Origin of the sequence: Nitrospirillum viridazoti CBAmc (assembly GCF_000730165.1) — a bacterium.
Classification (GTDB): Bacteria; Pseudomonadota; Alphaproteobacteria; order Azospirillales; family Azospirillaceae; genus Nitrospirillum; species Nitrospirillum viridazoti.
Map to the genome: position 1 here is coordinate 1,927,216 of NZ_CP022111.1, position 22,461 is coordinate 1,949,676.

The 22,461-nt window shown below is 69.5% G+C and carries 17 protein-coding genes; 7 read left to right on the top strand and 10 right to left on the bottom strand.

Annotation, left to right across the window (positions count from 1 at the left end; all coding sequences use genetic code 11):
- Positions 1 to 170 precede the first annotated feature (170 nt).
- Both pseB and pseC read left to right on the top strand, forming a co-directional pair.
- Entirely contained in the window at positions 171 to 1,193 is a 1,023-nt protein-coding gene (pseB, locus tag Y958_RS21715; protein ID WP_088873920.1) for a UDP-N-acetylglucosamine 4,6-dehydratase (inverting), read from the top strand.
- Positions 1,193 to 2,437, top strand: a complete 1,245-nt coding sequence (pseC, locus tag Y958_RS21720; RefSeq protein WP_088873921.1) for a UDP-4-amino-4,6-dideoxy-N-acetyl-beta-L-altrosamine transaminase — start codon at positions 1,193 to 1,195, stop codon at positions 2,435 to 2,437. Before pseB ends, pseC begins: the two co-directional genes overlap by 1 nt.
- A gap of 28 nt (positions 2,438 to 2,465) precedes the next feature.
- Here pseC and Y958_RS21725 read toward each other — a convergent pair whose 3' ends face one another.
- The 7 genes from Y958_RS21725 to Y958_RS21755 form a co-directional block, all read right to left on the bottom strand.
- Positions 2,466 to 3,707, bottom strand: a complete 1,242-nt coding sequence (locus tag Y958_RS21725) for a tetratricopeptide repeat protein (RefSeq protein WP_088873922.1) — start codon at positions 3,705 to 3,707, stop codon at positions 2,466 to 2,468.
- Positions 3,708 to 3,774: 67 nt separating this feature from the next.
- Complete coding sequence (locus Y958_RS21730; protein ID WP_088873923.1) at positions 3,775 to 4,161, bottom strand: response regulator; 387 nt, start codon at positions 4,159 to 4,161, stop codon at positions 3,775 to 3,777.
- 26 nt (positions 4,162 to 4,187) lie between these two features.
- Positions 4,188 to 8,468: a response regulator gene (locus Y958_RS21735; protein WP_088873924.1), complete on the bottom strand. Its 4,281-nt coding sequence runs from the start codon at positions 8,466 to 8,468 to the stop codon at positions 4,188 to 4,190.
- A 135-nt stretch (positions 8,469 to 8,603) separates the two neighbouring features.
- On the bottom strand, positions 8,604 to 10,769 hold the full coding sequence (locus Y958_RS21740) for a prolyl oligopeptidase family serine peptidase (RefSeq protein ID WP_186291398.1): 2,166 nt from the start codon (positions 10,767 to 10,769) through the stop codon (positions 8,604 to 8,606).
- A gap of 116 nt (positions 10,770 to 10,885) precedes the next feature.
- Positions 10,886 to 13,015 carry a prolyl oligopeptidase family serine peptidase gene (locus Y958_RS21745; protein WP_088873926.1) on the bottom strand — a complete coding sequence of 710 codons (2,130 nt, stop codon included), beginning with the start codon at positions 13,013 to 13,015 and terminating at the stop codon, positions 10,886 to 10,888.
- 136 nt (positions 13,016 to 13,151) lie between these two features.
- On the bottom strand, positions 13,152 to 13,766 hold the full coding sequence (locus Y958_RS21750; protein WP_088873927.1) for a helix-turn-helix domain-containing protein: 615 nt from the start codon (positions 13,764 to 13,766) through the stop codon (positions 13,152 to 13,154).
- 260 nt (positions 13,767 to 14,026) lie between these two features.
- Complete coding sequence (locus Y958_RS21755; RefSeq protein ID WP_088873928.1) at positions 14,027 to 16,555, bottom strand: methyl-accepting chemotaxis protein; 2,529 nt, start codon at positions 16,553 to 16,555, stop codon at positions 14,027 to 14,029.
- A 229-nt stretch (positions 16,556 to 16,784) separates the two neighbouring features.
- Between Y958_RS21755 and Y958_RS21760 the strand changes: the two genes are divergently transcribed.
- Positions 16,785 to 17,306, top strand: a complete 522-nt coding sequence (locus Y958_RS21760) for a hypothetical protein (RefSeq protein WP_040849395.1) — start codon at positions 16,785 to 16,787, stop codon at positions 17,304 to 17,306.
- A 37-nt stretch (positions 17,307 to 17,343) separates the two neighbouring features.
- Here the strand turns inward: Y958_RS21760 and Y958_RS21765 are convergent, their stop codons facing one another.
- From Y958_RS21765 to Y958_RS21775, 3 genes are all read right to left on the bottom strand, one after another.
- A complete protein-coding gene (locus tag Y958_RS21765; protein ID WP_186291399.1) occupies positions 17,344 to 18,564 on the bottom strand; it encodes a GGDEF domain-containing protein in 1,221 nt (406 codons plus the stop codon).
- 131 nt (positions 18,565 to 18,695) lie between these two features.
- A complete protein-coding gene (locus Y958_RS21770) occupies positions 18,696 to 18,893 on the bottom strand; it encodes a hypothetical protein (RefSeq protein ID WP_088873930.1) in 198 nt (65 codons plus the stop codon).
- Positions 18,894 to 18,924: 31 nt separating this feature from the next.
- Positions 18,925 to 19,551 (bottom strand): PadR family transcriptional regulator, encoded by a 627-nt coding sequence (locus Y958_RS21775; RefSeq protein WP_088873931.1) that lies wholly within the window; start codon positions 19,549 to 19,551, stop codon positions 18,925 to 18,927.
- A gap of 163 nt (positions 19,552 to 19,714) precedes the next feature.
- Here Y958_RS21775 and Y958_RS21780 point away from each other — a divergent pair, with 163 nt between their 5' ends.
- Genes Y958_RS21780 through Y958_RS21795 form a run of 4 tightly spaced genes read left to right on the top strand, consistent with a single transcriptional unit; the run spans position 19,715 to position 22,396 of the window.
- Complete coding sequence (locus tag Y958_RS21780) at positions 19,715 to 20,491, top strand: SDR family NAD(P)-dependent oxidoreductase (RefSeq protein ID WP_088873932.1); 777 nt, start codon at positions 19,715 to 19,717, stop codon at positions 20,489 to 20,491.
- Positions 20,488 to 20,883, top strand: coding sequence for a Rieske 2Fe-2S domain-containing protein (locus tag Y958_RS21785; protein WP_211098643.1), 396 nt, complete (start codon positions 20,488 to 20,490; stop codon positions 20,881 to 20,883). The genes Y958_RS21780 and Y958_RS21785 overlap by 4 nt, the downstream gene beginning before the upstream one ends.
- A complete protein-coding gene (locus Y958_RS21790) occupies positions 20,883 to 21,839 on the top strand; it encodes an RHO alpha subunit C-terminal catalytic domain-containing protein (protein WP_088873933.1) in 957 nt (318 codons plus the stop codon). The genes Y958_RS21785 and Y958_RS21790 overlap by 1 nt, the downstream gene beginning before the upstream one ends.
- Positions 21,836 to 22,396, top strand: coding sequence for a GNAT family N-acetyltransferase (locus tag Y958_RS21795; RefSeq protein WP_088873934.1), 561 nt, complete (start codon positions 21,836 to 21,838; stop codon positions 22,394 to 22,396). Before Y958_RS21790 ends, Y958_RS21795 begins: the two co-directional genes overlap by 4 nt.
- Positions 22,397 to 22,461 lie beyond the last annotated feature (65 nt).

Sequence of the window (22,461 nt, forward strand, 5' to 3'; positions counted from 1 at the left end):
CCCCGTTAGGATAGCAGTTGTATGGTGATTACATAAACCACACAGATTGTTGATACTTGCCCTGATGTTGGCGCTATACTCCCCCTGACCATCCGGCGACCGTCCTCTCCGGGCGATCTCCGCGATCTTTCAGGCCCGGGGGGACGGTTCCACCGGCGGCGGGGGCAGACATGACGTCGAAGTTCCTTAAATCGGCCCTGGCCGATTTCAACGGCGCATCCATCCTGATCACCGGCGGGACCGGATCCTTCGGCCGCCAGTTCGTGCGCTATCTGCTGGAACACGCCAAGCCGCGGCGGATCATCATCTTCTCCCGCGATGAGTTCAAACAGTATGAAATGCAGCAGCAGCTGGGCGTGACCCACGAGGGCGTGCTGCGTTTCTTCATCGGCGACGTGCGCGACCGGTCCCGCCTGGAAATGGCGATGCGCGAGGTCGAGTACTGCATCCACGCCGCCGCCCTGAAGCATGTGCCGACGGCGGAGTACAACCCCATCGAATGCATCCGCACCAACGTTTATGGGGCGGAGAATGTGGTGCACGCGGCCCTGGCGGCGGGGGTGCGCAAGGTCATCGCCCTGTCCACCGACAAGGCCGCCAGCCCCATCAACCTGTATGGCGCCAGCAAGCTGGCGTCCGACAAGATTTTCGTGGCGTCGAACAACCTGTCGGGATCGGTGGGCACCCGCTTCGCGGTCGTGCGCTATGGCAACGTCGTGGGGTCGCGCGGCAGCGTCATCCCGCTGTTCCGCCGCCTGATCGCCGAGGGCGCGGGCGAGCTGCCCATCACGGATGAGCGCATGACGCGCTTTTGGATCACCCTGCAGCATGGGGTGGAGTTCGTGGCGTCCTGCTTCGGCATGATGCAGGGCGGCGAAATCTACGTGCCCAAGATTCCCAGCATGCGGGTGGGCGACCTGGCCCGCTGCATGGCGCCGGACCTGCCGCACAAGGTCATCGGCATCCGTCCCGGCGAAAAGCTGCACGAGGTCATGATCACCGAGGACGACAGCCGTCAGACCTTCGAGATGGAGGACCGCTACGTCATCGAGCCGGCCTTCAACTGGTGGACGCGCCAGGCCTACGTCAAGCTGGGGGCCAAGCCGGTACCCGATGGTTTCAGCTATCGCAGCGACAGCAACACGGACTGGCTGACCCCCGAACGCTTGGCCGTCCTGCTGCAGAGGCCGTAATGGCTGCCGACACCCCGTCTTCGCCTCCCTATCTGCCCTATGGCCGGCAGGCCATCGATGAGGACGATATCGCCGCCGTCACCGCCGTGCTGCGCGGCGACTGGCTGACGCAAGGCCCCACCGTCACCCGGTTCGAGCAGGCCTTCGCCCAAGCCGTGGGCGCCCGCCACGCCGTCGCTTGCGCCAATGGGACCGCGGCGTTGCACCTGGCGTGCATGGCGTTGGACCTGCAACCCGGTGACGCCGTGGTGGTGCCTGCCGTCACCTTCCTCGCCACCGCCAACGCCGCCCACTATTGCGGGGCGGAGGTGGCCTTCGCCGATGTCGATCCCGAAACCGGCCTGATGCGCCGGGCGGACGCCGAGGCCGCCATCGCCCGGGCGCAGGCCGCCGGCTGGCGGGTGCGCGCCCTGGCGCCGGTGCACTTCGCCGGCCAGGCGGCGGACTTGGACGCCCTGGGCGACCTGGCCGAGGCGAGCGGCCTAGCCATCATCGAGGACGCCTGCCACGCCGTGGGCAGCCGCCGCGCCAGCCGGGCCGGGGCCACCGGAGATGGGGAAACCGTGGCCATCGGCGCCTGCGACCGCTCCGCCATGGCCTGCTTCTCCTTCCATCCGGTCAAGACCATCGCCGCCGGCGAGGGCGGCATGGTCACCACCAATGACGACGCCCTGGCGCGCAGCCTGCGGCGCGATGTCAGCCACGGCATGGTGCGTGACCCCGGCAGTTTCCAGGACAGGAAGGCGGCCTTTGGCGCCACCGGTGCCGCCAACCCCTGGTATTACGAAATGCCGGCGCCCGGGTACAATTACCGCCTGACCGACATCCACGCCGCCTTGGGCCTGAGCCAGTTGGGCAAGCTGCACCGCTTCGCCCGCCGGCGGGCGGAGATGGTGGCGCGCTACGATGAACGCCTCGCGCCTCTGGCCCACCTCATTCGGCACGCGGGGCGCAGCGGTGGAGAGCCCGCCTGGCACCTTTACGTCGTCCTGATCGACTTCATGGCCCTGGGCCGGGACCGCGCCGCCGTCATGGCGGATCTCAAGGCCCAAGGCGTGGGCAGCCAGGTGCACTACATCCCGGTGCACCACCAGCCCTATTACCGGGAGCGCTACGGCAGCCTGGACCTGCCTGGCGCCGACGGCTGGTACCAGGCGTGCCTGTCCCTGCCGCTGTTCCCCGCCATGACCGACGGCGATGTCGACCGCGTGGTGGCGGCCCTGGAACACCTGGTCAAGGCGTGACCGGCATCAACCTGATCAACCGCCTTCATCAACCCGCCTTCTGGGCCAGCTTGGCCACGCGGTCCTGGTAGGCGGCCGGGTAAAGGGCCAACTGACGGTGCATCAGCGCCCCACCTTCCGCGTCGGCCTCGCGATAGGCGGCCACCGCCTCGGCCCCCTGCCCGGCACCGTCCAGCACCATGGCCAGCAGCAGCTTGGCCAGCGGCTGGTTGGGCGCCTGGGCGCTGGCCTGCTTCAGGCTGGCGACGGCCTCGGCCAAGGCACCCGCCTCAAACTCCACCAGGCCGCGGCACTGGTTGGCAAAATAGTTGCGCGGCTCGCGGGCGCAGCCCGCCTGGGCGTGGGCCGCCGCCTGGGCCGCGTCACCCCGGCGCAGCGCCACGAGGGCGCGGTGGCTTTCCGGCAGGGCCCAGCCGGTGTCAACCTGGGCGCAGCGGCTGAAATGCTCCTCCGCCGCCGCCAGGTCGCCGGCCGCCAGGTCACGCATGCCCCATTGCAGCAGCAGGTTCTTGTCATCCGCGGCGGCCGCGCCCACCAGGGCGACGTAACCTTCGATCTCGGGCACCGCCTCCTGTGGCCGCACCAGGCGCACCAGGCATCGGATGATCTGAAAGCGCAAATCCGGACGGGTCGGCACCAGCCGGCTGGCGACCCGCGCGGCCGCCAGCGCCAACTCCGTCCGCCGCACCTGGTCGTCCCGCCACTGGGCGAAAAGGGTGTTGGAGATATCGGCCAGGGCGCTCGCCAAGTCGTCGGCTGAACTGGCCGGGATGTCGCTCGCCACCGTCAGCGCGTGCGCCCAGGCGGCCAGCGCATCGGGGACGCGTCCTTCGACGTGGGCTGCCAGGCCGGCCAGCGCCGACACGCGGATGTCGGTGGCGGGCGCCAGCTCCACGAAGCGGCGGGCCCATGCCACGCCTTCCGCCTTGCCGTCCTTCAGCAGGCGAGCGGACAGGTTGGCACAACCGTCCAGCCACAAGGCCGGCGCGCGTGCCTGCAGGTCCGCCTGCCGCTGCCGCGCGGCCTCGGCTTGGCCCAGCCGCTCTTCCGTCCAGGCCAGCAGGGGATACAGGATGGCCAGGTCCGGCTGGATCTCCACGGCCCGCTGCAGGGCGCCGTGGGCCGCCTGGGCGTCGCCGCCCATCAGCAGGGCGATGCCCATCTCGAAATGATAATTGGCGAAGGTGGTCTGGCGTATGCGATCCCGCCAACGGCCGATCGCCGCCTCATCCAGCGCGGTTGCCGCCTGGTCCCCTGCCGTCACGCTCATCTCCTGCCTTTCATGATCGCCGACGCGTCGGCGACACTGTACCAATCCGGGACGGCCAAGCCACGGTCTATCGCCGCCCGCGCGCCTGGGCGATGCAGCGTTCCATGCGGGGAATGAATTCCTCGGCCTTGAAGGGCTTCAGGATCACGCCGGCGGCCCCGTTGCGCAGGGCCTCCTGCAGCACCTCGGCCTCGGCATGGCTGGTGACCATGATGACCGGCACCATGGACAGGGCGTGGCTGCCCCGCACTGCCTTCAACGTCTGCAAACCATCCAGCGTGGGCATGGTGATGTCCAGCAGCAGGGCGCGCGGCTGCACCTGGCTCAGCATCCGAAGGCATTGGGCACCGTCGGACACGGGCACCGGGGTGTAGCCACCGGCCTTCAGCAAGGCGCCGATCATGGCCCGCAGGCCGGGTTCATCCTCCGCGAATACGATCGCGCCCTTGCTCATGCTGTCCTGCCGGCATTCTCTGGGGGCTAGTTGCCCGCCGTCTCCACCGCCTTACCGATAAACCGTTCGCCCAGCGCCGTCCAGGCGCCGGGGCCGACACGGCCGACGCGGACAGCCAGGGCCCGCACAGTGCCCATATCCCCGTCGGCGCAGGCCTCGTGCATCTGGCGGCCCAGCGCCTGCAGGCCTACCAGGCCGACATTGCCGGCGGTGGAGATCAGGTCGTGCGCCTCCGCCCGCAAGGGCGTCAGGTCCGATGCCTCCGCCAGGGCCTGGATGCGCCGCACCCGGGCCAGACCGTGCTCGATGAAATTCTCCACCAGCACCTGAAAGTCGGCCGGCGGCACGATGGCCTGCAACCCGGCCAGCACGGCGGGGTCCAGCCGCGCCAGGGTAGCGTCGTCCTCGGCCATCGGGTCCGCCGGAGGCGTGGCTTCCGCATCAGCCTGGGGGCTGGCGGCATGGTCGGCGCCACTGGCGACCCAGCGCGCCACCGTGTCCAGGAACTGCTGCTGGTCGAAAGGCTTGGAGACGTAGTCGTCCATGCCGGCGGCCAGGTATTCCTCGCGCATGCCCACCATGGCGTTGGCGGTCATGGCCAGGATGGGCAGATGGCGCAGGCCCAGGTCACGGCGCAGCACCTGGGTGGCGGTCACGCCGTCCATCACCGGCATCTGCACGTCCATCAGCACCAGGTCATAGGCCGTGGTCTGGCAGGCGGCCACCGCCGCCTGGCCATCCTCCGCCATGTCGACGGTATAGCCGTCGCGTTCCAGCATGATGCGCGCGACGGACCGGTTGACCATGTTGTCATCCACCAGCAGCAGGCGGCGGCCCAGCCCGCGGGCGCCCTGGTCGCGCGCCAGCGGCCCGTCCACCTCGGCCTCCACCACGTCGCCGCCGCCGAACAGGCGCAGGAGCAGGGCGCGCAGCGCCGGGGCCCGCGCCGGCTGGGTCAGCACGCCGTCCACCGCCGTGTCGGCTTCGGCCACCTGTGGCCGGCCGGTCGCCACCACCATCTTGGCCGCCGCCGCCCGGGGCAGGGTCCGCAGCCGGGCAGCCAGGGTGGGACCGTCCGCGCCAACGGCGGCGTCGGAGGGGGGCTCGGCGATGACCACGATGTCGAAGGCCCAGGCCTCCTCCGCCGCCACCTCGGCCACGGCGGCGTCCGCGTCCGCCACGGACGTCACCATGAGATCCAGGCGCTCCAGCGCCTTCACCAGACCGCTGGCCCCGACCACCAGGGCCCGCAGGCCGCTGAGCGCCGCCACGGCCGCGGCGCGGCGGGCCACCTGCACGCTGGACGGCTTCAGCGGGATGGTGAAGGCGAAGGTGGAGCCGGCGCCGGGCGCGCTGTCCAGGGTGATGCCGCCGCCCATGAGGCGCACCAGCTCGCGCGAGATAACCAGGCCCAGGCCGGTGCCGCCATAGCGCCGGTTGATGGACGTGTCGGCCTGGGTGAATTTCTCGAACAGGCGGGCCTGCTGCTCCGCGCCCATGCCCACGCCCGTATCGACGACGGTGAAGCGCAGGCGTCGGCGGTCGTCCGCCCGATCTCCGCCGTTTTCAGCGGGTGCCGCCGTGATGGCCAGGCTGACGCGACCCTCGGCCGTGAACTTCACGGCATTGCCCATCAGGTTCAGCAGCACTTGGCGCAGGCGGGTGGGGTCGCCGCGATAGGCGCCGGCAACTTCAGGCGCCACGGAAACGTCCAGATCCAGCCCCTTTTCGCGCGCCTGGGGCGTCAGCAGGGCCATCACGCCCTCAACCACCTCATCCAGGACGAAGTCCACCATCTCCAGCTCGACCTTGCCGGCCTCCAGCTTGGAGATGTCCAGGATGTTGTTGATGATGTTCAGCAGGGCCTGGGCGCTGTCGTGGATGGCCTCGGCATAGGCGCGCTGCTCGGTCGCCAGCGCGGTGCCAAGCAGGATCTGGGTCATGCCCATGATGCCGTTCATGGGCGTGCGGATCTCATGGCTCATATTGGCCAGGAAATCGGACTTGGCGCGGTTGGCCGCCTCCGCCGCCTGCTTGGCGCCGGCCAGGTCATCGGCCAGGGCGGCCAGGTCGCCCTCGCGCTTTTTCTCCCGCGTGATATCGGACAGGGTCACCACCAGGCCGCGCCCCCAGGGCACGGCGGTGATGCGGAACCAGCGCCCGTCCTCGTCCCGGTGATATTCGAAGGTGGCGGCGCGGCCCGTGTCCACCACCTGGACATAGCGGTCGAACAGGCCACCGGCCGCAAGATCGGGGAACAGCTCCTTCAGGCCCCGGCCCACCAAGTCGTGGGCGGAGTAGCCGGCCATCTTCTCGGCGGTGACGTTGACCAGCTCGAAGCGGAAGTCGCTGACGTCGAAGTTTTCGTCCCGGATGGTGTCATAGGCAAAGACCCCGTCCAGCGAGGCGTTCAGCACGTTGTCCAGCAGGGTGCGCTGCGCCTGCAGGGTGGCGCGCGCCGCCTCCAGTTCCGTCACCTGGGCGTTCAGGTGCAGGGTCGCCGCCACCTGGTCCGACACGTCGCGCAGCAAGGCGACGTAATGGGTGACGCGGGCGCCCACACGGGCCGGAAAGATGGCCAGATCCACCCAGAAGGGACGACGGTCGCGGGTATAGTTCAGCAGGCGCTGGCGCACCGGTTCCCCCGCCACCAGCGCCTGACGGATACGCTCCAGCGCCGCCCTGTCGGTCAGCGGCCCCTGGAGGAAGCGGGGGGAACGGCCCACCGCCTCGTCCCAGGAGAATCCGGTGACGGTGGTGAAGGCCTCGTTCACGAAGATGATGCGGGGGCCCGGCTCGTCCAGGGCGTCGGCCTCGGTGATCATGATGCCATCGGTGGCGTGCACCGCCACCGATTGCAGCAGGCGCAGGCGCTCTTCCGCCGCCACTTGGTGGGTACGGTCGCGCCCCGACCCGCGAAAGCCCTGGAACACGCCGGCTTCATCGAAGAAGGGCTTGCCACTGACCACCACGTGACGCAGCGCCCCGTCCTCGCCGTACAGGCTGTAGGTCAGGTTGCGGAACGGCTGGGGCGCCGCCAGTCGCTCCTCGTAAGCCAACAGGTCGGGATTGTCGGGATCGAGGGCGAAGTCGCGGCGGGTTCGGCCCAGGAAATGCCCCGCCGGGATGCCCAGGCTGCTGACGCCCTGGGACATCTGGGTGAAGCGCCCTTCCGGATCGGTTTCCCAGAACCAGTCGCTGGACACCTCCGTCAGGTCGCGGAACTGGACCTCGCGCTGGGCGATCTCACGCTCGTGCCGGTCCAGCGCCGCCGCCATGTCGTTGAAGGATCGGGCCAGCTCCGCGAACTCCGCCGTGCCTGGCGCGATGGCGGCGCGCACGCCCCTGTCACCGGCGGCCAAGCGGGAGACGGCATGGCGCAGGGCCAGCACGCCGCGCAGCACCGTCGCCTCCACCCCCACCCAGCCCAGAAGCAAGGCGCAGAGGGCGGCCACACCGCCAAAGGCCAGGGTGCGCCGCTGATCGGCCAGGATGGGGGCCAGGACGGCGGCGCGATCCGCGCCCACCACGACGTGCGCTCCGCTGCTGGGCAGGGCGGCGATGCCCACCAGCCGGTCCACCCCGTCCAGGGTGACGAATTCCCCCCGGTCCGTCGGCCCGTTCAGCACCGCCTGAATGAAGGGATTGTCCTTGAAATTATGTCCCACCAGATCGCGCCGTTCAGGGATGCGGGCCAGCACCGTGCCGGTGCGGTCCACCAGCAGGAACAGGGACCCGTCGTGGCTGAAGCGGGCGCCCGTCTTCTCGATCCAATCCATGCTGAGCCCGGCCAGCACCAAGGCGTCCGGCTTGCCCGAATCCGCCGGCCCATCCGGCCGGTACACCGGCTGGGCGGTGCCCAGGATCACACGGTTGCTGGGCCGCCCGAACACATAGTCGCTGGTGCTGGCCCGGCCGGTCTCAAAGGCCTGGCGCACGTATTCGCGGTCGCTGTAGTTGGACCAAGGCTGGTCCGCCGACGAGCAGATGACCGAGCCATCGGGCTTGACCACGTGGATGTTGGAAACCCAGGGCTGGGACGCCTTCAGGATGCGGGCGTCGTCGACACACTGGTCCGTGGGCAGCAGGGCGGAATGCTGGGCGAAGCCCAGGCTGAGCCGCCGCACCTGGTCCAGCAGGCGTTCCTGTTCGTCCGCCGCCATGCGGGCCAGTTCCACCGCCTGGGCCTCGGCGGCGGCGACGGCCTCGTCCCGCCGGGCCCGGCTTTCGCCCAGCAGCAACAGGAAGAAAGGCACGGTCGTACCGATCAGCAGCAGCAACAGGCGCCGCCGCAAGCCCAAGGCCATTCCTCATCCCCCAACAGGCCGGGGGCATGGAGGCCCCGGCTGTTCCCGCCAGGGGACCTTTGTCGCATCCGGATGCCGCATCGTCCAGGGCGCGGACGGAGAGGCTACATAGATAGGATTTTCGCGGAACGATGCCTAGTCGGCGGCCCCCGCCACCACTTGGCCGCCGACGGAACGCTCGGCATGCCGCGGCATGAGGCGGGACGCGAAGTAGGCCAGTTCCAGGGCGGGGCCCCGGGCGCGGGCAGCGTCATCCAGGCCCCGAGTGCCGTGGCCGCCCTCGTCGCTTTCATAGAACAGCACGGGCTTGCCCAGCGCCTCCATGCGGGCGGCGAACTTGCGGGCATGGCCGGGGCCCACGCGGTCGTCGTGGGTGGCCGTCATGATCAGGGTTTCCGGGTAGGTGCGCGTGGGATCCAGCCGCTGGTAGGGAGAAATGCTGGCCAGGAAGGCCCGTTCCTCCGGCACCGAGACGCTGCCGTATTCCGCCACCCAGGACGAGCCGGCGGCGATGGCCTCATAGCGCAGCATATCCAGCAGCGGCACCTTGATGGCCACCGCCCCCCACAGGTCGGGATGCTGGGTCAATGCCACGCCCATCAGCAGGCCGCCGTTGGAGCCGCCGCTGATGCCCAGACGTGCCGGCCGGGTGACCTGGCGTTGAATCAGGTCGCGCGCCACGGCGGTAAAGTCGTCGAAGGACTTCTGCCGGTGGGTCTTCAGCGCCGCCTCGTGCCAGGCGGGGCCGAACTCGCCCCCGCCCCGGATGTTGGCCACGACATAGACGCCGCCCCGGTCCAGCCACAGCTTGCCGATGGTGGCGGAATATGTCGGCAGGCGCGACAGGTTGAAGCCGCCGTAGGCCGTCAGCAGGGTGGGGTTGTCGCCGCTGAGCACCATGTCCTTGCGGTGGACGATGAAGTAGGGGATGGCGGTGCCGTCGGTGGACACGGCCTGCCACTGGTCCACGGTGTAGGGACTGGCGTCGAAGCCAGGGCTGCCGGCCTTGACCAGGGTGGCGGCGGCACTGTCCAAATCCACGCTCCACACCGCCTGGGGCGTCAGGAAGCCGGCCACTGTCACGGTCAGCTTGTCCTTGTCCTCACTGCTGGACTTGATGCTGACGGCCGACATGTCGGGCAGGTCGACACGGGTCGTCTTCCAGCCGCCGTCGACGCGGGTCAACACCGTCAGGCGGCCGCGCACATTCTCGTCACTGGTGACCACCAGGTGTGACCTGGCCTTCACCAGGTTGGTCACAGCCTCGCGCGGGCCGGGCAGATAGACGGGGGCCGCCTTCAGCTTGGCCGGGTCGTGACGGGCAGCATCCAGATCCACCGAGACATAGGAGCCGGCGGGAAAGGTGCGGCCGCTGGCCGTCTGCCAGTCCTGCCCCAGCTTGACCACCATTTGCCCATTGGCCAGCACCGCCAGCTCGGCCAGCGGCGGCAGGCCCAGCTTCAGGGTGTGGCGGCCTTCGACCAGATAATGTTCCGTGGTGAAATAGCTGGGCCGCCGCACCAGCACGATGGCGCGGTGGCCCTGGCGGTCGCGGAAGATGGCCGGGCTGACGGAGGTGTCGGTGACACGGCCCTGGAAAATCTCATGCGCCTGGTCCAGCGGCTGGCCACGCTGCACCACCTTGACCACGTAGGGATAGCCGGAGCGGGTCAGCGCGGTGTCGCTGGAATCCCAGCCACGGGCCACCAGCAAGGTGTCATGGTCCAGCCACACCACCGTCTGCTTGGCGTAGGGCAGGTGGAAGCCGCCGGGCACGTAGGCCTTGGCCACGGGGTCGTATTCCCGCACCTCCACCGCGTCCTCGCCCGTGCGCGACAGCGACACCAGGCAGGTGCGCCCCATGACCACCGGGTCCGCCCCCGGGGCGGGGGACGGCGCGTCGGGATCGACCGTGCCGTAGCAATTGGAACCGGCATAGACATGGCGCACGCCGTCGATGGTGGTGACGGCCGGATCCTTGCCGTCCACCGCCCCGCCCGAGGGCAGCGCGCCGCTGCCACCCTCTTCCGACGCCTCATGCGCCAGCAGGGTGGCGGTGGAGATGAAATCGGACAGGGGCGCGTCCTGCGTCAGTTCCGCCAGCGTGCGCTGGTTCTGCCGCGCCACCCAGGCCAGCGCATCCGGCGAGTCGGGCGTTTCCAGCCAGGCGTAGGGATCGGTGTAGGTGGAGGACAGGCCGGACAGCGGGGCCGCCGGCTCGACAGCCGGATCTTGCGCGCATGCCGCCAGCGACAGCGCCAAAAGCAAAGCCGGAAGGACACGGGAACAAACGGACGGCATGGGACGCGACAGCCTCGGCGGATCGGGATCCATCCCCCTGGCGACAGCGACGGCCGGGGTCAGGGGGACGGCGGAACGGAGGCAGGGAACTTCTGCCCCCGTTCCAGGATTGATCCCTAATCCTTGAGTTTCCGTAAAAGGTAGGTGAACTCCAGCGCCTGCCGCCGGGCGGTTTCCTTCAGGTTGGCGCTGGCCGCGTGACCGCCCTCGGTGTTCTCGTAATAGAGGTAGGGCAGGCCCATCTCCTTCATCTTGGCCGCCATTTTGCGGGCGTGCCCGGGATTGACCCGGTCATCCTTGGCCGAGGTGACGAACAAGGGTTCCGGATAGGTCACCCCTGCCTTGAGATTATGGTAGGGCGAGATGCCGGCCAGGAAGGCCCGCTCTTCCGGCACCGCCGGGTCCCCGTATTCCCCCATCCAGGAGGCGCCGGCGCCGATGACGGGGAAGCGCAGCATGTCCAGCAGCGGCACCTGGATGACGACCGCGCGCCACAGTTCCGGATGCTGGGTGAACTGCACGCCCATCAGCAGGCCGCCGTTGGAGCCGCCCTCGATGCCCAGCCGGCGGGTGCTGGTCAGCTTGGTGGCGACCAGGTCGCGGGCCACGGCGACGAAGTCGTCGTAAATGGCCTGGCGCTTGGTCTTCAGGCCAGCCTCGTGCCAGGCGGGGCCGAACTCCCCACCGCCCCGGATGTTGGCCAGCACATAGGCGCCGCCGCGTTCCAGCCACATCTTGCCGGTGGCGCCCAGGTAGCGGGGCAGCATCGGCACCTCGAACCCGCCATAGGCGTACAGCAGGGTGGGGGTGGATCCGTCGAAGGGCACGTCGCGCGGCCGCACGACAAAGTAGGGCACATGGGTCCCGTCGCTGGACACCGCCTCGCGCTGTTCCACCACCGCCTTGGACGCGTCGAACTGCGGCGGCGTGGACTTCAGCCTTTCGACCGCCCCGGTGTTGGTATCGACCAGCGACAGGGTCAGCGGCTCCAGGAAGCCGGCCACGGTGACGAAGGCGCGGTCATGATCGCGGTCGGTGCCGGTGACGGTGATGTTGGCGTTGTCCGGCAGCTGCAGCTGCGCGCGGCGCCAGCTGCCGTCGGCGTTGCGGTCGGCCACATAGACGCGGCCCTTCACATTGTCCGTCAGGCTGATCAACAGGTGGTGCCTGGTGAAGTCCAGGCCGTTCAGGCCTTCGCGCGAGGTCGGCGTGTAGACCGGCACCGGGTGCAAATGGTCCGGATCGGCCGTGGCCGCCGCCAGATCCAGCGCCACGACGGCCCCCTGGGGCACGGCGGTGCCGCCCGCGGTCCAATCCTGCTTCACCTCCACGATCAGTTGGCCCTCGTGGATGCCGTGCACGCGGGACTTCAGCGGCAGGGCCAGACGCTTCGGCTGCCCGCCCGCCAGCAGATAGGTCTCCACCTCGAAGAAGCTGAGGTTGCGGGTGATCAGCGTGGCCTGGTGGCCCTGGGCGTCACGCATGGTTTCGGCGCCGACCGACATGTCCGACGGCTGGCCCCGGAACACCTCCTGCGCCTGGTCCAGCGGCTGGCCGCGCTTCAGCGTCTTGATGACCAGGGGGTAGCCGGCGCCGCTCATGGTGCCGGGGCCCCAGTCGCGGGCCACCAGCAGGGTTTCGGTGTCCGCCCAGGCGACATTCTGCTTGCCGCGCGGCAGGGTGAAGCCGCCGGGCACGAAGGCCCGGCTCTTCATGTCGAACTCGCGGATCGTGACCGCGTCCTCACCCCCGTTGGACAGGTGGACGACGCAGTGGCGGCGGGTTTCCTCGTCGCAGTCGGTGCCCTTGAACACCCACTTCACGCCCTCGGCCTTGGCCAGGGCGTCAACGTCCAGCACGGTCTGCCAGTCGGGCTTGTCCCTGCGGAAGCTGGCCAGGGTGGTGGTGCGCCACAGGCCCTGGACGTGGTCGGCGTCCTGCCAGAAATTATAGACGGCGTCGCCGCGGAAGCTGACGCCCGGCACGCGGTCCTTGCTTTCGGCGATGGCCGTCGCCTCCGCCAGCAGGGCGGGATAGCGCGGGTCGGCCTGCAGCACGGCGGTGGAGCGGTCCGTTTCCGCCTTGGCCCAGGCCAGGGCGTCTGCGTTGTTCATATCCTCCATCCACGCCCGGCTGTCCTCGGGGATGCCGGTGGGCGGCGTGGCGGGTGTGGAATCGGCGAAGGCGGCGGTCGCCCCCAGCATCAGGCCGGGCGACAGCAGAAGTGCGCTGATCGTGTTTTTCATGAACCCCATCCGTAGGGGCGGCCGACCGCTGCCACGGATCGCCCCAGCCCCTGTCTGTTGCCTTTAGTAGTGGGTCAGGACGAGGCCGGATGCAATACGCTGCTTAGGACAAATGGGGGTGATCCGGAAGGAGATCTCAGGCGTCGGCCTCGCCGGCCTCGATGACGCCGTCGGCCGACTTGCGGAAGATGGACGGTGTGCCGACGTACAGCAGCACCACGTCCCGGTCCGAGGCGTTGCGGGCGCTGTGCGGCTGCAGGCTGTCGAAATGCAGGCTGTCGCCGGCACCCAGCTTGGCCTTGGTCTTGCCCACCGTTCCCGTCATCTCCCCCTCCACGACGTAGAGGAAATCCTCGCCATTGCGCTGGTCGGTGGGGAAGGCATGGCCGGGCGGCACCCGCATCAGGATGATGTCCAGCTTGCGGTCCGCCAGGTTGCTGGCCAGATCGATGTAATCCACCGGGCTGTCGACCTCGATGCGCCGGGGCTTGGCCGCACGGTGAACGATGGTGCCGCTGTCCGGCACCTCCATGAAATAGGTGAGGTCCACGGTCAGGGCGTCGGCCAGGGCCAACAGCGAGACCAGCGAGGGCACGCTCAAATCCCGTTCCGCCTGGCTGATGAAGGGGGCGGACAGGCCGGAGCGCTCGGCCACCTGCTGCAGGGTCAGGCCCAGCGCCTTGCGCCGCGCGCGGATGCGGTCGCCCATGGGCATTTGCCGCCGGCGGTCGGTGGTGCTGACGATCTGCATGGCTTATGCCCCCCCTTCAACCCAGGCCCATCCCGAGGCCCCCCGGCCCCGGCCCGCCTTCACCCCGGTTGGCCCGGGGATGGTGATGGCGGCTTAACGTTTGTCCCTCCCTGGTAATGCGCTCCCGCGCGCAGGTAAAGCCGCCAACCCCCGCCGCCGCCGCATAGCGGCGACGCCCGGCGCGGGACGGTTCAAATTTGTGGGTGCGTCAAAAATTTTACACAGGGCGCCTAATGACCGCACCTGGCGGTTGGGGAACGCTATTCGTCCTTGAACGCCACGCGGACATTGCCCCAGATGCGGCCGCGCACCCGGATGGGGGCGTCCACCTCCTTCAGGCGGACGATGACCCCGCCGCCCATGTCGCGCGAATAGGACTGCACCAGGAAATCGCCGGTGTTGCGGCCGGCGGCCAGGCCGGCGCGGTCGTTGAACAGGCGGCGGTTGCGGCTGTGCGCCATGTTCCAGGTGTAGTCGCCCGGCCGCTGCGGCTGCGACACCCGCTTCATGTGGGTGGGCAGGTAGCCCGAGGGCACAACGGCGGCGCAGAACTGGATGCGCGGGTCGCCCGCCGCCACCGGTTCCTGGATGTCGGGGAACAGGCGGTCGGTGATGGGGGTATAGGCCGCCATGTACTGCTGCGGGTCGGTGCCGGAAATGGGGTCGAGGTCGTGCGAGAACAGCGCCGTCTCGGTGATCTCGCCCGCCTGCAGGGCCCCTTCCAGCGCTTGGCCCATGCGGCCGGCGGCGCCCAGCGCCAGGTCGATGAAGCCGCGGTGCCGTTCCAGCGCCCGGTCCAGCGTCGCCTTCAGCCGGCCTTGGGTCGCGGCGTCGACATGGATGAAGCACAGATGCAGGCCCAGCTCGCTGGTGCCCGCCACCACCGCCGCCACCGTGCCCACGCCGTCCACGGCCAGCGCCACCTCTTGCTGGTCGGCCAGCGCGGGCAGGCCGTCCGCCGTCACCAGGGCGCCGCGCGCCGACAAATCCTGCAGCCGGCCGGCGTAGGGACGGCCGCTCACCTGCACCGTCGCCGGCATGTCGCATGGCACGCGGTCGGCGGCGCGTCGGTCACCGGCCAGCGACTGGCGCAAGGCGATGGTCATGCGCCGCTTCAGATCCACCACCGCGGTCTGCGTCTCGCTGACCCGCAGGTCCAGGTCGGCGGCGATGGTGGCGATCTCATCGGACTGCCCCCGGATGCTGCCCACGCTGTGCGACACCTGCCGGGCGGCGCCGGCGGATTCCGACGCGCTGCGCCCGATCTCGGCATTGGCGGCGGATTGTTGTTCCACGGCCGCTGCCGTGGCGGACGAGGCCTCGTTGATCTCGCCGATCACGGTGATGACGGCACGGATGGCGTCCACGCTGGCCGACACGGCGCCGCGCAAGCCCGCCACCTGGGTCCCGATGTCGTCCGTGGCCTTCTGCGTCTGGCCGGACAGCGACTTCACCTCATGCGCCACCACGGCGAAGCCCTTGCCGGCGTCACCCGCCCGCGCCGCCTCAATGGTGGCGTTCAGGGCCAGCAGGTTGGTCTGGCCGGCGATATCGGCGATGAGGTCCGTGACGGTGCCGATCTGGCGCGTCGCCTCCTCCATGCGTTCGATGGCGCCGGCGGCCAGGCGGGCGCTGTCCACGGCGCGGCGGGCCACGTCGCTGGAGCGGGCGGCCTGGCGGGCGATCTCATCCCCGGCGGCGCCCAGTTCCTCCGTCGCGGCGGCGACGTTGCCGGCGTTGCCGCTGGCCTGCTCCGCCGCGGCCGACACGGCCACCGTGTTCTCCCGCACCACGGTCACGGCCTGCTTCAGATGCTCCACCCCGTCCACCGCCCGGTGGCTGCCCCGCTCCACCCCCATCCAGGTGGCCGTCAGGTCGGCCTCGATGGCGCGGCAGGTTTCCAGCAGCGCCAGGCGGGCCTCCTCGCGCGTGCGCTCCATCAGCTCCACCCGTTCGTCCGTGCTGAAGGCCAGGCGCGCCCGCAGGGCCCGCAGCGTCGCGGTCATGGCCTGGAACTCCGCCACCGGATCCGCTGGCATGGCGTGGTCGAATTTCCCCGCCGCCACGGCGGCGAAGTGCCCCTCCACCCGGCCCAGGGCTTGGCGCAGGGTGCGCAGGATCAGGCTGCCGCCCAGCACGGACACGGCCAGCGACACCAGGATGATGGCGGCGTTGGCGCCCAGCCACAGGGTGCTGTCGGCGCCCGCGTCCCCCAGCTTTTCGCCAAAGGGCCCGAGGAAACGCAGGCCGCCCGCCACCAGGGTGCAGGCGATCATGGTGCCCATGGTCAGGATCATGCGGCCGCGCACACTGCCGGCGTAGTGGCGCAGGCGGGGGCCCAGGCCCGTGGCGGCGGCGGCGCCGTCCTTCAGAGCTCCCCGGCCGGCGCGAAGCTCGGCATAAAGCGCCTCGGCCGCGCGCACCTCATCCCGGCCGGGCTTGCTGCGAATGGAGATGAAGCCCGCGACCGTACCGCCCTCCATCACCGGCGTGACGTTGGCGCGCACCCAATAATGATCGCCGCCCTTGGTGCGGTTCTTGACCAGCCCGTCCCAGGGCCGGCCGGCGCGGATGGTGGCCCAGAGGTCGGCGAAGGCTGCCTTGGGCATGTCGGGATGGCGCACCAGGTTGTGCGGCGCGCCGATCAATTCCTCATGGCTGAATCCGCTGACGCGGATGAAGGCGCGGTTGGCATAGGTGATGCGGCCCAACGGGTCGGTACGGGAGACCAGCAGTTCCCCCTCGCGCAACTCCACCTCACGGTTGGTCACGGGCCCCGTGTCGCGCATCGCATTCCTCCCCCCGAGTACCTGTCCCAGGCCGTTCCTTTCGCCCTCGATACGGGCCCTGGCCTGGCGTCCAGCCTCGCGCCGGAAAGGTTAACCCGGCGTAAAGGCTTTAACCGCCTGACCAAAAGTAGTGAATCATCCCCCTAAAAAGCCATTAATCTCTGCATTGAAATTGATAATGATTCTCACTATCGTGGTCTTATCGAAAATCACAGCTGCCAGGCCCGAGATGCCCGACGATCTGATGATCACCTACCGTGACAGCCTACCCCAGCCTGCCCCGCTGGAAGGCCTGAGTTCCGGGGAAAGGCTGCTGGTATGGAGCCTGCGCCACATGGCCCAGCCATATGCCAGCCCGGCCCGGCGCGGCTGTCCCCTGATCCGCCACGCCTTTCTGCAGGCCTGCGGCGAGGATGCGGACGAGGTGATGGCCACCTTCCGCGCCTTTCTGCTGCTGTACGGCCGCTCGGCCCGGCAACGGCCGCGGGTGGGATGCCCCGGTTGCCAGGACCTGACGCCGGATGAGCGCCAGTTGCTGCGCCTGCTGGCCTTGGCACAACCCTCCGCCGATCCCACCGCCGCCGCCCGGCTTTATGCCTTGGTGGAGCACCTGATGCGGCCGGGGACCACCGACGGCCTGATGGTGGCGTCCCGCGCCATGGCCGGCGCCCTGGGCGCCCATGGCCTTTCCCTGCCGGTGCGGCCCATGGCCCTGGAACGCGTCCCCGCCCCCGGCCGCTACGACGCCTGATGCGGCGCGACCTTGCCGAGGTCCCGGGAGGCGGCGATCAGGAATCCGCGCTGAGGTGCACGCGGTTGCGGCCCGCGGCCTTGGCGGCGTAGAGGGCCAGGTCGGCCCGGCGCAGGGCGTCGGCCAGACCGTCGGCCCCGCCGGACACCCGGGCGGCGCCGATGCTCACCGTCCAGGCCAGGGTGGCATGGCCGTTGATCGGCGCCGCCTCCACCGCGCGGCGCAAGGTTTCGGCCCGCGCGGCGGCGTCCACGGTATCGGCGTCGGGCAGCAGGACGGCGAATTCCTCGCCGCCGATGCGGCCCGCCACCTCGCCCGCGCGCAGCCAGCCTTGCAGCAAGCGGCCGAACTGCGACAGCACGCGATCACCCGCAGCGTGACCGAGGGTATCGTTGATGGCCTTGAAATGATCGATGTCGATCATCAACAGGGCCTGGGGCTGGCCCGCCTCGCGCCCGCGGCGCACCTCCCGCTCCCCCATCTCCAGGAAATGGCGGCGATTGGGCAGGCCGGTCAGCACATCGCGGGTGGCCATGTCATAGAGGCGGCCGGCATAGGTCTTCAGCCGACCGACCAGGGGACGGAAAATGAATACGGCCTCGGCCAGCAGGGTGGTCAGCAGGATGGCCAACACGCCCTGCTGCGCCCGCCGCAATCCTTCGATGCGCTCCGTCGCCTCGGTTTCGAACTGCCGGACCGCCTGGTCCAGCATGGGCATGATGACGTCGCGGGTTTGATCACGGATGTCGGCGAAGGCGCGGGCGCGGAGGTCGGCCGTTCCCCCCGGCCCTTCCGTCCCAGGCGCCTCCGTCCGAGGCCCCTCTGCCCGAGGCCCCTCTGCCCCCGCCAGGATGCGGGCGGCCAGGACCAGGTCGCGGGTCCGCCGGTCAAGATCGGCGGGCGGCGAGAAATAGAGTGTCCGGGCGGCGTCCGACAGGCTGTGGGTGATGCCCATGTCCCCGGTGCCGCCCAGCAGCGCCCTGTGCGCCCGCTCCATGGTCGCGGCCGCCTGCAGCAGGGGGACGCGCGCCGCCTCGTCATGGCCTTCGTAAAAGTCGCGGGCCAGCAGGCCGATGCGCTGCGACAGCATGCGCTGGCGGCCGGCGACATTGATGATGGTGCCGCTGTCGCGCTGTTGGGCAATGACATGGTCCAGCAGCAGGTGCACCGATCCCGACAGCAGGGCGATCAGGGACAGGGCGGCGACATAGGCCACCGTCAGGCGGCGCGTCGGAAGGCTGTCGTCGGCACGCGTCATGTTCTCGGGGCGGTCCTGCGAAGGGGACGGGCGTCCCCCCGCAGGGATACGGCCGCGCTTGCCAAGTGAAACCGGCCTGATCATCAACCGGACCGTTTCGTATGACAAGTGTCGGCGCCCTGATCAGAGGGCTAGCGCCGGTCCCCGGGGCCGGGACCGTCCCTGTCCTGTTCGGGATCTTCCGGGAAACGGGCCGCGTCACCGTCCTCGCTCCGGTGAACGACCCGCCGGCCCAGGGCATGGGAGCGGGACAGGGCCAGCAGGCGGCCCCGGATGTCGATGGCGTTCACGTCACGGGTCCGGGGCAGGTCACGGGTACGGGTGGGCATGGGCGTCCTCTCCGTTCACGTGGGATGGCCGTCAGGCCTGTTCGATGGCTTGCGCGGCCTGGTCCAGGGCCTTGGCGATGGCGCGCGCCTGCTCTTCCGTCAGGGTCCCGCCGCGCAGGCGCAAGCGCAAGGCCATTTTCAGGTTTTCCATGGCACGGACGACGGGGGCCGGGGGCACCCAGCCGCGCACCGCGCTGATCTTGTCCAGCCGTTCCTTGATGGCGACCAGGACGTGGCGGTTTTCCTCCAGGAAGGCGGCGCCGCTCTCGGTCAGGGCGTAGAGCTTCTTGCCACCTTCCCCCACCGAGACCTGGGTATGGCCCATTTCCTCAAGCAGGGTCAGCGTCGGGTAGACGACGCCGGGGCTGGGGCTGTAGCCGCCGCCGACCTTTTCCTCGATAGCCTTGATGATCTCATAGCCGTAGCGCGGCTTTTCCCGGATGAGGTCCAGGAACAGGAAGCGCAGGTCGCCATTCTCGAAGACGCGGGCGGCACCGCCCCGGCCACCCCGGCCGCCGAAGCCCTCACCCCGCTCGCCCCGGCCCCAGTGGTCGCCGTGGCCGCCCCAGGCGCCCCAGAAGCCCTCGCCGTCGCGGCCCCGGGCGTGGCGGCGCCCCCCCTCGGGGTGCTTGCCGCCATGATGTTTGAAAAAGTGCATGATGGTCTCTCGATCCTATCTCGTATGTTATTCGATATATCGTAACTCAAGATATATCTCGATGCTTTCTTGAGTCAAGGCGTTCCCGCCGGAGTTTATCGGAGATCATTGACGGGCCCGGCCCGCGGCCCGGATAGTCGGGGCGGAAGATAAGGAAACGCCCATGTCCCAGCCCAGCGACACCCTGCACAATCCCATGAGCCTGGCCGGCCGGTCCCTGCTGGTCACCGGCGCGTCGGCCGGCATCGGCCAGGCCACGGCCGTGCTGCTGTCACGCCTGGGCGCCCGCGTCACCCTGAACGGCCGGGATGAGGGGCGGCTGGCCGACACCCTGTCACGCCTCACGGGTGAAGGGCACCGCGTGGCGCCCTTCGACATGGGCGACCTGGACGCCATCCCGGCCTGGATGAAGGAGCAGGCGGCGCTGTCCGGGCCCTTCGACGGGGTGGCGCACTGCGCCGGCATCCAGACGCTGCGCCCCATCCGCATCTTCTCCCAGGAATTCTTCGACCAGGTGATGCGGGTCAACCTGGGCTCGTGCCTGGCCCTGGCCAAGGGCCTGCGGCAGAAGGGCGTGCGGGCCGAGCGCTCGGCCATGGTCTTCATCTCCTCCACCGCCGCCACCGCCGCCTCGCCCGCCAACATCGTCTACGCCGCGGCCAAGGGCGGCATCATCGCCGCCACCAAGGGCCTGTCGGCCGAGTTGCTGCCCGACGGCATCCGCGTCAACTGTGTGGTGCCCAGCATCGTGATGACCGACCTGATCGAGCGCGGGTTCGAAAAGCTGAGCCAGGAACAGATCGACCATCTGCAGCGGCTGCAGCCCCTGGGCTTCGGCCATGTCGACGACGTGGCCCACGCCATCGCCTATCTGCTGGCCGACACCGGCCGCTGGATTACCGGCACGGCCCTGACCGTCGACGGGGGGCGTACGGCGTGACGGCCCCCTGGATCAAGCTGGGCGACGCCGCCGGCGTGGCCGCCCATGGCGATTACCTGACGGGCCGGGTGCCGGACGCCGCCGGGGCCGCCATCCCCGTGGTGGTGCAGAATTTCCAGGGTGCCTTGAAGGCCTTCCGCAACGTCTGTTCCCACCGCTACGCCCTGATCCATGATCGGCCCTGCGGGCGTGGCCTGCTGCGCTGCCCCTACCACGGCTGGGTCTATGACGCGGCCGGCGTGCCCATCGGCATCCCCTTCGACGACAGCGATTTCCACCTGGATGCGGAGGCCCGCCGCCGCCTGGCCCTGGCGCCGGTGGGCCTGGCCGTGGCCAGCGGCCAGGTGTGGGTGAACGCGGATGCCGCCGCCATCTTCACGGAGCCGGCGTGATGGGGGAAATGCTGCCCGCCCGCTGGTTCGACGATCCCGATTGCCACGCCCGGGAACTGGCGGCGCTACGCCGGCAGTGGCTGTACGTCGGCACCCGGTTCGACACACCCCTGACACGTACGGTGCTGGACACCCCCGTCACCGTGACCGCCGCCCTCACGGCCAGGGATGACCAGGGCCGCACGCTGGAGGTGGACGCCTGCGGCGCCTTCGTCTTCATGCGGCTGGAAGGCGGCGGCCCAGGCCTGGCCGACCACCTGAGACCGGTCGCGGGGCATCTCGCCCGGCTGTCGGGCCAGTGCGACCAGCCCATCGCCGAGGACCACGTGGCGTTCGCCGCCAATTGGAAGGCGCTGGTGGAAAACACCATGGACGACTTCCACGGCTCCACCGTCCACCCCACCACCATCCACCCCGCCGTGCATGCCGACTGGCAGACGCACCTGGAAACCGCCCGCCATGGCCGCCACAGCACATCCAGCTGGCTGCTGTCCGAAGGGACGGAGACATGGTGGCGGCGCATCGACGGCAAGATGGGCCTGCGCCGCGTGACCGACCACGCCCGCTATGATCATTGCTTCGTCTTCCCCAACCTGTACGTGGCCAGCTTTTACGGCGCCATGGTCATCACCCACACGGTGACGCCCCTGGCGGCGGACCGCAGCCGCCTGGACTGGCGCCTGTTCCTGCCGGTGACGGCCCCGGAAAAGCCGGCCGTGGCCGCCTTCCGCCGGTCACTGACCAGTGTGCTGGCCGGGTCCGCCCGCGCCGTGATCCTGGAGGACCAGCCGCTGTGCGAACGGGTGCAACAAGGGCGGGCGGCAGCTCTGGGTCCCGGTATCCTGGGCCGGCGTGAGCGCCGCATCGCCGACTTCCACCATGCCTGGGCCCGCACCCTGGGACTGGACGCCCCGCCGCTGCCGGCGGACGCGCCCTATGAGGAGAATGCCGTATGACCCTCAGCTATCGCCGGCCGACGGAGGAGGACGCCCGGCTGCTGCTGGACTGGCGTCTGCGGCCCGACATCTCCCGCCACCTTTTCACACAGGTGGAGGATGACATGGGGAAGCAGCGGGCCTGGCTGGCGCGCAGCAACGCGCGCGACGACTATCACCACCGCATCATGATGGTGGATGGGGTGCCGGTGGGTTACGCCTCCATCACCATCACCCACGCGGCCTGGGGCATCGCCACCCTGGGCGCCTATATGGCCGACCGGCGCGGCCGCACCGGCTCCGCCCCGCTGAACTTCGCCCACGCCCTGAACCATGTCTTCTACGCCTTGGGCCTGCGCAAGGTGGTGAACCAGGTCATGGCCGACAACGACCGTGTCCTGCGCGGCCAGACCATGCTGGGCTATCGCCATGTCGGCGTGCTGAAGGACCATGCCGTGAAGGAAGGTCAGGCATACGATGTCCATCTGTTCGAGATATCGGCGGGCGAATGGGCGGAAAAGCGCCTGAAATTCAGGGAATATGCCGATTGGGATGGCCATATGTGGCCCCCTGGCTAAAAGGCGGATAGGCCGCAAGGTCTCTTGGTTAACGGTCGTGGAAGGGACAAGCAGTTAGTTCCCAG